The organism is Gardnerella sp. DNF00109 (assembly GCF_049262845.1).
Classification (GTDB): domain Bacteria; phylum Actinomycetota; class Actinomycetes; order Actinomycetales; family Bifidobacteriaceae; genus Bifidobacterium; species Bifidobacterium vaginale.
In genome coordinates this window covers 354,828-366,977 of record NZ_CP058406.1, presented here as the reverse complement: position 1 = coordinate 366,977, position 12,150 = coordinate 354,828, and the positions used below count along the sequence as shown (strand labels likewise).

9 protein-coding genes are annotated in these 12,150 nt (G+C 43.2%); 2 read left to right on the top strand and 7 right to left on the bottom strand.

The features are described from left to right. Window positions 1-88: 88 nt before the first annotated feature. Entirely contained in the window at window positions 89-511 is a 423-nt protein-coding gene (locus tag HXT20_RS01375) for a DUF3052 domain-containing protein (RefSeq protein ID WP_004112197.1), read from the top strand. Between the two features lie 580 nt (window positions 512-1,091). Here the strand turns inward: HXT20_RS01375 and HXT20_RS01370 are convergent. From HXT20_RS01370 to trxA, 5 genes are all read right to left on the bottom strand, one after another. Next, a complete protein-coding gene (locus HXT20_RS01370) occupies window positions 1,092-2,900 on the bottom strand; it encodes a DEAD/DEAH box helicase (protein ID WP_421786152.1) in 1,809 nt (602 codons plus the stop codon). 269 nt (window positions 2,901-3,169) lie between these two features. Then, the gene (locus HXT20_RS01365; RefSeq protein WP_004112186.1) at window positions 3,170-3,970 is read right to left on the bottom strand and encodes a DeoR/GlpR family DNA-binding transcription regulator; all 801 of its coding nucleotides are present in this window, start codon (window positions 3,968-3,970) and stop codon (window positions 3,170-3,172) included. Between the two features lie 795 nt (window positions 3,971-4,765). Further along, window positions 4,766-6,424, bottom strand: coding sequence for an MDR family MFS transporter (locus HXT20_RS01360; protein ID WP_004116956.1), 1,659 nt, complete (start codon window positions 6,422-6,424; stop codon window positions 4,766-4,768). Between the two features lie 201 nt (window positions 6,425-6,625). Continuing rightward, a complete protein-coding gene (locus HXT20_RS01355; RefSeq protein WP_004137936.1) occupies window positions 6,626-7,630 on the bottom strand; it encodes a G5 domain-containing protein in 1,005 nt (334 codons plus the stop codon). 133 nt (window positions 7,631-7,763) lie between these two features. Further along, the gene (trxA, locus tag HXT20_RS01350; RefSeq protein WP_004112182.1) at window positions 7,764-8,150 is read right to left on the bottom strand and encodes a thioredoxin; all 387 of its coding nucleotides are present in this window, start codon (window positions 8,148-8,150) and stop codon (window positions 7,764-7,766) included. Between the two features lie 78 nt (window positions 8,151-8,228). Between trxA and serS the strand changes: the two genes are divergently transcribed. Beyond that, window positions 8,229-9,515, top strand: coding sequence for a serine--tRNA ligase (gene serS, locus HXT20_RS01345; RefSeq protein WP_065189515.1), 1,287 nt, complete (start codon window positions 8,229-8,231; stop codon window positions 9,513-9,515). Between the two features lie 215 nt (window positions 9,516-9,730). Here the strand turns inward: serS and glf are convergent, their stop codons facing one another. Next, entirely contained in the window at window positions 9,731-10,957 is a 1,227-nt protein-coding gene (gene glf / locus HXT20_RS01340) for a UDP-galactopyranose mutase (protein WP_004574973.1), read from the bottom strand. Window positions 10,958-11,013: 56 nt separating this feature from the next. Next, entirely contained in the window at window positions 11,014-12,141 is a 1,128-nt protein-coding gene (locus HXT20_RS01335) for a glycosyltransferase family 2 protein (RefSeq protein WP_004575069.1), read from the bottom strand. Window positions 12,142-12,150 lie beyond the last annotated feature (9 nt).

Here is a 12,150-nt window from a genome sequence, read left to right as displayed (position 1 = left end):
CCGGAATATATATGCATTCCGTTATCAAGAAACACGCACTAAACTTAAAAATCGCACAAATTCGTGGCACTTTGATATATTGAGTCACGTGGAACAGACAGCTTTTCAACATGCAGAAGAATTTGGCTTCCAACCTGGAGATATCGTACAGCAGTGGCTGTGGGACGATGACGTTGACGATGCAATCTGCGACAATATCGAAAATCTTACTGGAGAAGATCTGGTAGATGAAGATTACGACTCATCTGTTGACGGCGTCATTATTTGGTGGCGCGATGGCGACGATGAGGATGAGTTGGCAGACACGATTATGGATGCCACAAACATGTTAGACGACGAAGCTCCAATGTGGGTTCTAACACCTAAGCCTGGTCGCGAAGGCTCTCCAAGCTCCAGCACAGTGCAATCCGCTGCTAAAACAGCTGGCATGAATGCTGCAACTCCTTTAACCGTAAGCGAAGATTGGAACGGAATCCGCTTGCGCGCATTCGGCAAGGGTCAGAGCAAATAGCGCAAATAGTCGTCGCTTAGTTAGTTAGCCTACGCGCTTTTTGTAGTGCTTCAGCGCTTCAGCGATTCATAGCACATTATTGACTTAATATTTATGTAGTGCGATTGTATAGCGACACGCCGTAAATCAGGTACAAACGCACTACAGGAATACACCAAATGAAGTAGAGATTCGAGATTTTTCGCACTGAATGAGATGAACCTCAGCATGAAATGGTGATTCGTCGAATGAAGAAGAAAAATCGAGAATCTCAGAGATGAAAGCTACGCAATTGTTCAGACTCGTAAGAGGGCTGGGTGATTCTTGGTCGAACAGTATAAGAGCGGCAGCCGATACCAAATAATCCAAATGATCAACCACTACAAACAAACATCAACACAAAAAACAAAATCAAAGCCAAATCGGAACAACCGCAACACAAGACAACACGTAATAGGCGGAGCGTTGTGAGACAAGAATCACCCAGCCCTCGCGCAACAGTAAACAAAGAAAACCGCTCGCGCGTTACAGCGCGCTCACGTCTTCGCTTGCGTTGAAAGCACACCGTGCTTTCAACTTTGAGCAAGCTCAGCGCTCCGAATTACCTTCGCGCGCTACGCTTAAAGCGCGAAGGTAGGTCGTCGCGCCTGCGGCTTCTTCCTCTGCCTCTGCGCTTTGGCTGCTCTGGCTCTGGCATACTCCAGCCCTCTTGCAAATCCGCCAAATCCCCAACAATTTCTTGCAAAACAGGCGAATCTGGCTTAATGTCTTCTGCCTTAGCATGAATTCCAGCGCGTCGAAGCATAGTGTTCGCCATGCGCTTTTGATTCGGCAACACAAGAGTTACGACATCGCCAGACTCCCCAGCGCGCGCAGTACGCCCAGATCTATGCAAGAACGATTTTGGATCCTCTGGAGGCTCGGTTTGCACCACAAGCGCCACATCGCTAATATCAATGCCTCGAGCCGCAACATCTGTAGCAACTAGAACGCGCACTAGCCCATCAGAAAACACAGCCAAGTGCCTATCTCTCTGATTCTGAGACAAATTTCCTTGCAAATCGACGGCTGGAATACCCTGACTAATGAACTTTTTAGCCATGTTCTTAGCTTGGTATTTTGTGCGAGTAAAGAATATAGAGCGTTTTTTACCAGACGCTAATTTACGTAGAACCTCATACTTATCTCCTGCAGACACTCCAAACACATGATGAGTCATTGTATCTACCTGAGAATCCGCATCATCCACAGCGTGCACAACAGCATTCGGCAAGAAGCGATTTACTATAGCAGCAACTTGCTTATCCAAAGTTGCAGAAAACAGCATTCTTTGACCATTAGGATTTGTCTGCTCTAAAAGCCTTGTTACAGCTGGCAAGAACCCCATATCAGCCATTTCGTCAGCCTCATCTAAAACACTGACTTCTATGTTTTCAAGCGTTAATGCGCCTTGTTTTAGTAAATCTTCTAATCGCCCTGGGCACGCTACTATAATCTGAGCACCTTGCTTTAATGGAGCAATTTGTCTCTGATATCTTACTCCGCCGTAAATAGTAACAGTATGCATCCCATATGCTGCTGCAAGAGGAGCAATCACCTCATCAATCTGATGCACAAGTTCTCGCGTAGGAGCCAAAATCATCGCATGAGGTGCTGGAATATTACTATCTTCGCGATTTTTGTTTTTTCTAGAAGTACGACCAGAATTTATTAAATCAACAAAGTTTTCAGCTAATCTTGCTACAAGAGGAATCGAGAATGCTAAAGTTTTACCACTTCCTGTACGCCCTCTACCAAGTATGTTTGCACCCTGTAAAGAGTCTGGCAGAGTGGCCTGCTGAATTGGGAAAGCCGTGTTTTTACCGTCTGCACGCAAAACGTTAACCAATGGTTCTGGAACACCAAGCTGTGCAAAAGTAACATCATCACTATAGTTTTCTCGAGATTCCACAGCTGTATCTGGAATCATTATGGAATTTTTTGTAATTTCTAGATTTTTCTTTATTGAAGACTCAGTATCAATAGTCGTCGGTTGCTGGCGACTTGTCTGGTGTCTATTGTGGCGACTATCTCTACTCTTCTTCATATTGCGATTGTCAAAATCAAAATCGCGCTTTTTTAAATCGCGTTTGCCAAAATCTTGTTCAGCTTCTTGAATTGCAATCTCTTCATATTGCAAAGCCTTTTCACGAGCACGACTTCTAGCTTTGTCTGCCTTGCGATTACGTGCTTTACGCGCATTAAATTCGTTATTCTTACGATTTCCCTGATATTCAAATGGGTTTCTATTAGACTTATAGCCTTTTTTAGAAAAATTCTTATTAGCTCCCTGACTTACAGCAGATTTTTTACCAGCAGATTTCTTAGCACCTTGCGTTTTAGCAGACGCAGCATAATGAGTATGTGGCACAATAGCCTTTCGTAAATTACTTCAACATAGTTGACATATAATGTTGACAATGCGTAATTACGAACATTCAAAGGCGCAATTACAAATGTAATTGCACAAAATTAATCTACAGACTGCAAAGCAGCAAAAGTGCGCAAAACAAGCAAACCGTGAATCGCAAGCATAAGCCGCGCAACTTTAATGTGTAATCACTACAAAGTCATGAACTAACTGAGCCTAACACAAGCCCCACACAATACGCAATAAGTAATGCAATACTGATCTACAAGCTACTCTTCTTCCAAAGAATCTATTGTAGGAGCAAGAACCAAATTTTTAACAAGCTCACGCGTGCGAAGCTGAGAATCCGCATCCAGACAATCATCTGTAATAACAGTATCCACTTGGTCGAAGCGAGCAAACAGTGAAAGCGATGTGCAAGTCCATTTAGTGTGATCTGTTAAAATAATCGTACGATCCGCAATATCCATCAAAGCCATATCTGTAGCAGCTTCAAGAGAATTAGGCATTAGGAATCCACGAGGTAGGCTCACGGAATGAGTGCCCAAAAACACGGTGTTTACGCGCAAAGACGAAACAACCTTATCCGCAATAGGACCAACCAGAGAATTAGATCTAGTAATAACTCCGCCAGTAACAATAACCTCAATATCTTTAGACTCAAGCGCCTGAACAAGCTCTGCAACAGGAATCGAATTGGTTAAAATCGTAATACCAGAAGCTCTGCGAGACTCAAGTAGATGCTGAGCAAATACATAAGCAGTGGTGCCACCACCAATAGCTATAACATCTCCAGGCTGAACATAATCCACAGCTTTGCTGGCGATTGCGTCCTTTAAGCCCATATCCATCTGCGACTTTACCGAAAACAGAGGCTCAGAAAGAAGAGTGTTAGTTGTAACAGCACCACCATGAACTCTTTTTAAAAGACCTTTGTCTGAAAGCTCGGCGATATCCCTACGAATAGTCATTGCCGAAACACTTAGCTCTTTAGAAAGAGCAGTAATACGCACAGCCCCTCTGGTGCGAAGACGGCTTAAAATCAACTGCTGACGCTGAGAAGAAATCATGTGAACATTATCGCACAACTAAACGCAAAAAACAAACTCAAATGAGCGTTTCTATGTGAAAAACGTTAGGTAGTTAACAAAATTCATAAGAAAATTTTGCAAAATTCAACAAAACGAACAAATGATTATGCAAAATTTACCAATACCAAGTTAGGTAGAGATTCTTGATTTTTCGCACTGAATGAGATGTATCGCTCGCGCGTTACAGCGCGCTCACGTCTTCGCTTGCGTTGAAAGCACACTGTGCTTTCAACTTTGAGCAAGCTCAGCGAATCGAAGTGCATTCGCGCGCTACGCTATTCCTCACGGCTATTAGTAGCCGTTCGGCTGATTTGGCGCATAAAGTCCACTGGACTTTATGCATTAAGCCAAATCACGCTTTGAAGGAGCTTGAAATGCGTTATGCAATTTCAAGCTCAGTCAAAGCGCTCATGCAAGTCGATTCGCAGCATGAAATGGTGATTCGCTGAAGTAGCAAGAAAAATCGAGAATCTCGGTGATTAAGATATACGCAATTGTTCTAGTACGTAAGAGGGCTGGGTGATTCTTGGTCGAACAATATAAGAGCGGCAGCCGATACCAAATAATCCAAATGATCAACCACTACAAACAAACATCAACCAAAAAACAAAATCAAAGCCAAATCGGAACAACCGCAACACAAGATAACACGTAAGAGGCAGAGCGTTGTGAGACAAGAAACACCCAGCCCTCCTACAACAACAAACAAGGAAGATGCACAATACCAAACAAGAAAGCGCGCAACAGCAAACACGTCAGAGAGCGTGCAATATATCAGTATTGATGATGCGTGTGATCGTGCATAACGTCTTTATGCTCCGACGCATGAGGAATATGCAAAACGCGCATACGATCAATCGCCTTACGCGCAAGCTGATGAGCAGAACCAGCCCCATCACCTTTAACCCCAAAAATCACAATTAAAGCCATAACAGCCGTAATAATCGCACTAATTCTCAAAGTCCATTGAACACCAAAAATGCTGGCTGCCAAATTATCTGCAGAACCAACTCCAGTAAGCATATGATACCACTGAGTAAAAGTAGCCATAGTAACAACAAGTACTGGAGCACCAATAGCACCCCAAAGCTGTCTCATTGTATTAGTGACTGCAGAACCATCGCCCAACTCACTAGGTTGCAAGCAATTTAAAGACCATGTTGTAACAGGCATAAGCAAAAATCCCATGCCGATTTGTCGCGTAAACTGCCAGATTGAAATCCACCAAATCCATGTGTCTTTATCGATAAGGCTCATCATAACTGTGCCAAAAAGCAAAATAAGAGAGCCTGCCATTGCTACAGGTCGCACACCAAAACGATCGAGCATACGCCCACCAAAATATTGCGAAATTGCCATTCCAAACGCGCCAGGCAACAATACCAGACCACTCATAGTAGCTGAAAAACCACGATCTGATTGAATATACAGCGGAATAACCACCATAATTGAGCTAAACGCAAAGAATGTTAAACATGCGCAAGCGGTGCCAATCGTAAAATAGCGATTCTTCAACACGCTTATTCCAAGCAACGGCTGCTTTCCTTTAACTCGCGCACGCAATTGTCTAATCACAAACCACGTTATTCCACATGCTCCAACAACCATAGGTGACCACGAAAGCGGATTTGAAATGCCATAAGACTCAATGTTTGTGAAACCAAACATAACTCCACCAAAGCCAACAATTGAAAGTCCAACGGAGAAAAAATCCGCCTTAGCAGAGCGATCATGTTCACCGAAATTATGTAAGAAAAGTATGGAAAGAATAATAGAAATTACGCCGATAATTGTAAGAGATAAGAATATAGAACGCCAACCATTAAAATCAGTTTGCATACCACCAACTGTTGGTCCAATTGCTGGAGCAATGCTCATTGCCATACCAACGCTACCCATAGCCATTCCTCTACGAGTAACTGGGTATACAGAAAACACAGTAATCTGTAGAACAGGCCACATAACTCCAGTGCCAATAGCCTCTAGAGTTCGCCCAGCTAACGCCATAATAAAATCATTACTCAGCCATGCCATAACTGAGCCTAGAGTAAAAAGAATCATGGAAGTAATAACAATTTGACGAGTAGAAAATCGTCTAGTCAAAAATGCTGTTAGCGGCACCATAATAGCCATAATCAGCTGAAAAATAGACGTAAGCCACTGTCCCGTAGTAACACTTATGTTAAACTCACGCACAATAGTAGGTAATGCAGCAGTGAGCTGCAATTGCGCAAAATTGCCAATAAAAGTTATAAAAGTTAGAATCGCCAGAGAAACCAAGGCTGCACGCGTAAGACGATTGTTTTTATACGCTTCTTCACCAACAAGAGCATGACTAAGTTTAGACAAGTTCACGAAAGACTTGCAGCTAGCATGCTCACTAGCAAATTCATCACCCTTATTAAACCATGATTTTCTAGGCAATATTGTCACTTAAATTTCCTTCCATATTCACACAACACGCATAAAATAATCAGCGATTATCGTAAAAGCAAGAAACATACTTGACTCTACGATAATCGCCTTAAAACAAATCTATAAGTACACACTATGAGTCTGTGCGTCTATAAATCTATAATCCTCACAAACTTACAATTGCCGCAAAATTCATAATAGTAGCAAGTATAATACAAATCAGTAGCTTCTATGAGACAACCAATGCCTGTAGGCACCCTGAATGGAACCGTAACGACCATTGCAATAATTCCAGAACCAACGAAGCTGAGTCTGATAATTAGTCGCCCAGTCAGCACCCATAGAAGACATCTTTCTTCCAGGCAGAGCCTGAGGCAAACCGTATGCACCAGAAGGATTCATAGCGTTTACACGCCAACCTGATTCATGTGAAATAATAAACACTGTAGCAGTAAAATCAGCTTCACTGTAACCGTTAGAAAGAAGCCAAGAATGCGCCCACTCCTGCATTTCACCAGCAGGAACTGTAGTACCAATAGAAGATGCAAAATCTGAATCTACGCTAGCTCCACCTGTGCCAACAAGAATGACCTTATCTTTTGGAGCCTGCTTAACAAACGATACAAAAACGTTAGACGAAACAACTTTATCACCTGCGCGAGTAACAATCTTACTTGTTTCCATCACGCCAGGAGCACCCTGATCCTTAACCTTTTCCGTGCCCTTTGGAAGAGCTGCAGTTTCCTTCTTAACCGTGTTAAAAGCAATCGGTTCATCAGAAGTTTCAAGCTTTGCGCCTGCACGCTTAATGTTGATAACTGTCGATTCAGTTACCTTGGAATCAAGTGCAGGCTCTACAACATCATTAGGCCCAAGAGTAATATCTCCAGCTTCTAAAACAGACTTAACGTTTGTAAAATCCGTGCCAAGAACAGTACGATGACTCCCATTGATATTCACAGTTATGTAAGAAGTAGCGCCTTTTTTAACACTTTTAAGCGAATTACGATACGTACCACGCGAAACCTGATTAGCGGAATCTGTAGCAGAATAAGCAGTTATGTAAGGCTTCGCAGAATGATTCTTTGATGCCGAATAAAAGTTCCTAGACGCAATACCAAGAGTTACTACAGACACAAAACCAACAAAAATCGCTACAATTCTTGCCCACTGACGAACACTCAATGAGGTAAGTGTAACAGTTTTCCTTCGGTGACTTGTCATAACTCTCCTTGGTAGAAGTTAATGCACAAAGCGTAAATCTAAAAATAAATAATCCTCATACAGCTTTTTGCACAAAGTATATATAATTGTAGACTCATGCAAAGAGAATGGCTTAAAATCAAGGTTCTTACTACTATTCCCCATCATTTTCAGATTCACTTGATTCGCTTACAGAATTACCTTCATCATCTTTACTAGGATCGTAAGCCTTAGCTTGATTGACTAAATCTTCTAAATCGGCTGGCAACAAAGCACCAGCCTGACGATAAATAACATCTCCACGTTTGATAACCATAACCGTTGGAACCGCTTTAATCGCCGCAGCACTTGCCAAATCAGGAGACTGGTCTATGTCTACCTTAACGAATGGAACATCGTCAAACTTTTCGCTAACTTGTTCAAAAATAGGACCAAAAGCTCGGCATGGTCCGCACCAAGTTGCCCAAAAATCAACAACAACTATTTCATTAGTACCAGCAATTTTCTCAAAATTATCTTGCGTAGCATGAATAACCGCCATTTTTACCCCTTTTAGTGCAATCACTTATTCATGCCATTATATATGTATCTGTCGCCTTGCGGCACTAGGCTAGAAAACATGCTTGATATCCAATTTATTCGTGAACATGCCGACGTAGTTAAGGAATCGCAGCGCAAGCGTGGCGAGTCCGTTGAGCTCGTCGATGAGGTGCTTCGTGCAGACGACTTGCGCCGCAACAGTTTAAAGGCTTTTGAAGCAGCCAGAGCAGAGCAGAAAGCAATAGGAAAAAAGGTTGCAGCTGCTCAAGATAGCGAGAAAGCCACACTTATTGCTCAGACTAAAGAACTTGCTCAAAAGGTTGCAGAATACAAAGCTGAATCTGAGCAGGCTACTGCCGACTACACTACAGCAATGTGGAAGCTTTCTAACATCGTTGAAGATGAAGCGCCAGAAGGCGGAGAAGACGACTATGTTGTAGTTAAGAAAGTTGGCACACCTCGCGACTTTACTGCAGAAGGCTTTGAACCAAAGGATCATTTGACTCTTGGAACTGGCGTTGCTGGAATTGATATGCGCAGAGGCGTAAAGGTTGCAGGCTCTCGCTTCTACTTCTTGCGCGGTGCTGTGGCTAGATTGCAAATCGCAATGCTTACTATGGCTGTAGACCAAGCCGAAGAGCACGGTTTTACGCTTGCAATTACGCCAACGCTTGTGCGTCCAGAAGTAATGCGCGGAACTGGCTTCTTGAATTCTCACGCGGACGAGATTTATCGCCTTCGTGAGCCAGATGATCAGTATTTGGTTGGCACATCCGAGGTTGCGCTCGCTGGTATGCACGAGGATGAGATTCTTGACTTAAGCAATGGTGCTTTGCGTTATTGCGGTTGGTCGAGCTGCTACCGTCGTGAAGCTGGTGCTGCTGGAAAGGATACTTCTGGTATCATTCGCGTGCATCAGTTCGATAAGGTAGAAATGTTCGTTTATTGCAAGCAGGAAGATTCTCGCGCTGAGCATCAGAAGTTACTTGGTATGGAGCAGGAAATGCTTGCTAAGGTGGAAGTGCCTTACCGCATTATTGATACTGCTGCTGGTGACCTTGGTTCTTCTGCCGCTCGTAAGTTTGATTGCGAAGCTTGGGTTCCAACTCAGGGTCGTTACCGTGAGCTTACTTCTACTTCTAACTGCACTGAGTATCAGGCTCGCCGCTTGAATGTTCGCGAACGCATGGAAGATGGCGGAACTCGCCCAGTTAGCACGCTTAATGGCACTTTGGCTACTACTCGCTGGCTTGTGGCTATTTTGGAAAATCATCAGCATGAAGATGGTTCGATTGATATTCCAAAGGCTATGCAGGCTTATATGGGTGGCAAAGAAGTTATTGAGCCTACTAAGTGGGAAGCGTGACTTTACTATAGTTTGAGTCTAAATTTTGTATCTTGACACGCGAGATCATTTAGTTTAGTATCAAATAATCTTCTCCTTTTGGGTTATATGTCAAAAAGTGTATAAAACTGTTCTGATGTATGTTCTTGAAATAGAATTTAGTCAGTTTAGTTTCATACACTTTTTGATGTATAGCTCTTTATTTTTATTTATTTTTATTAATTTATATTTTGCATTTAGTGAGCAATAAGTGGCGCTACTTGCGATTCGTAAGCGCGCAAAGCCATATCAATCACGTTGTGCATATCGTAATAGCTGTAAGTGCCCAAACGCCCACCGAAAACAGTGTTAGGCTGCGCCTCAGCAAGCTCTGCATAGCGCGCATACAATGCTTTATCTTCCTCCGTATTCACTGGATAGTAAGGCTCATCTTCGCGAGTTGCAGCGCGAGAATACTCCTGCCAAACCACAGTCTCCCCAGCTTTAACGCTTTTGCCTGGCATGAAAGTTGCGCAATCGCCAGCTTCACCACTAGCAACGCCCTCAACCTCCTCGCGCTCTGGATTAAAGTTCTTAAACTCAATTGCGCGCGTAAACGGGACATCTGCATCCGAATAGTTCATAACTGGGCAGCCAAAGTGGTCGCTCTCCTGGTAACGCACTTCCTTAAAGTCCACAGTGCGCCACTTCAACTCGCCGAGCGCATAGTCAAAATACCTATCAACCGGACCGGTATAAACAACCGGCACTCCAGCCTCCGCCAACGCGTGCTTATTAAACGGCTGCGATTCGTCGAAAAAGTCCACGCCAAGCGAAATGTGAATACGCGGATCGTCAATCATGCGCTGCATCCAAGCTGTGTAGCCGTCCGTTGGCAATCCTTCCCAAGTGTCTTTAAAGTAGCGATTATTGTAGTTAAATCGCACAGGCAAGCGCTTGATAATTCCAGCAGGCAGCTTAGAAGGATCCGTTTGCCACTGCTTTGCCGTGTAATTCTTAATAAACGCTTCATAAAGCGGGCGCCCGATTAAACTAATGCCTTTATCGTTCAAATTCTGCGGATCTTTGCCAGCAAACTCCCCCGCTTGGCTTGCAATCAAAGCCTTAGCTTCTTCTGGCGTATAATGCGCGTGGAAGAATTGGTTAATTGTACCTAAGTTGATTGGCAACGAATACACTTCGCCGTCGTGAGTTGCGTAAACGCGATGCACGTAGTTAGTAAACGTTGTAAAGCGGTTCACGTAATCCCACACGTGCTTGTTGCTTGTGTGAAAAAGATGTGCGCCATACTTGTGAATTTCAATTCCCGTTCGCTCGTCAAAATACGAGTAAGCATTTCCGCCAATGTGACTACGCACGTCAATAATTTCAACGCTTGCGCCAGCGCGTTCTGCAGCCTGCTGAGCTACAGTTAAGCCAAACAATCCTGCTCCAACAACTACTAAATCTGGGTATTCGCTCATTTTCCCACTCATTTCTTGCTTTCTGATTTGCACTTACTCTTCGATTTTTAATTGCATTACTTCATATTTTTGATTTTGTAATCGTAGATTATTTTTTCAAGATTTCTCACACACGCCATAGTAAAACATTGCGCGCGCTGCAAAATCGTAAGCTTTTTAACAGCTGATTTAGCAAATTCTACGTCTTTAACATAATTTTTTTCGTATATTTTTTGGATTTCTGCGTCGCTACTTTTTCCGCCATTAAGCTTATTTTCTCCGCTTTTCAGCGTGCATCGCTCATACCTTAAGTTTCCAACCATTGTGTAGTAGCTTCTTGCTGGCACAACATTGTGCTTTAAGCACAAATCCCAATTTGCTCGAACTGCATCTATATGATCGTGATAAAAGCCCGCGTCTCGCATTTTATGCGTTACGGAATCCTCGCGTTGCAGCCAGTAATACAGCACTTCATCCACATGTGCCACGCAATTCATGCGCGAGTACAGCACGCTTGCCATCGCCGTGTCTTGCGCAAACTTTCCTTCGGGGAATCGCACTCCCTGCCAGATTTCTCGCTTGTAAAGCCTGCACCAATTCGCTTCGTTAAAGTAGCGCGCTTCGCTGTTTTTGCCCAGCTTATTTCCGATTATTCTAAATATTTTGCAAAATACAGTTTGATACGCTTTTAGAGGATTTTTTACGATTTTTATTTGAGTCGCGTTCTCTAAACGCGCGGTTACTTGCGATTTTTCCGTACCCAATCCGCGCGCACCCAAACCAGCTTCTTTTTTAATCTGCTCTAAGCTACTTAGCCCAAATTGACGCCATTTTGCTTTGCTCATACTAGCTCCGCTTTGCAAAATAGCGTTTAGTAAAATCTCAATATTTTTGCAATCTAGAATATCGTCATTGTCTGCAAACGCTATAAATTCCCCACTCACTGCATCAAGCCCTGCGTTCTGCGCACGCGATATTCCGCCGTTTTGTTGGTGTATTACTTTAACTCGCGAATCTTTTGATGCATACGAATCGCAAATTTTACCCGAGTCGTCTTTTGATCCATCGTCTACCAAAATCAGCTCTATGTTTTTGTACGTTTGCGCAAGAATCGAGTTCACGCATCCGCTCAAATATTTTGCAGAATTGTAGACTGGCACGATTATAGAAACTAGCGGATTTTCGTTTTTAGCGTAATTTTCCATTGCTATCCT

Excerpts from the sequence above, each read along its gene's own strand:
- HXT20_RS01365 (WP_004112186.1), bottom strand. The coding sequence starts at position 3,970 with ATGATTTCTTCTCAGCGTCAGCAGTTGATTTTAAGCCGTCTTCGCACC.
- HXT20_RS01355 (WP_004137936.1), bottom strand. The coding sequence starts at position 7,630 with ATGACAAGTCACCGAAGGAAAACTGTTACACTTACCTCATTGAGTGTT.
- trxA (WP_004112182.1), bottom strand. The coding sequence starts at position 8,150 with ATGGCGGTTATTCATGCTACGCAAGATAATTTTGAGAAAATTGCTGGT.
- serS (WP_065189515.1), top strand. The coding sequence starts at position 8,229 with ATGCTTGATATCCAATTTATTCGTGAACATGCCGACGTAGTTAAGGAA.
- glf (WP_004574973.1), bottom strand. The coding sequence starts at position 10,957 with ATGAGCGAATACCCAGATTTAGTAGTTGTTGGAGCAGGATTGTTTGGC.
- HXT20_RS01335 (WP_004575069.1), bottom strand. The coding sequence starts at position 12,141 with ATGGAAAATTACGCTAAAAACGAAAATCCGCTAGTTTCTATAATCGTG.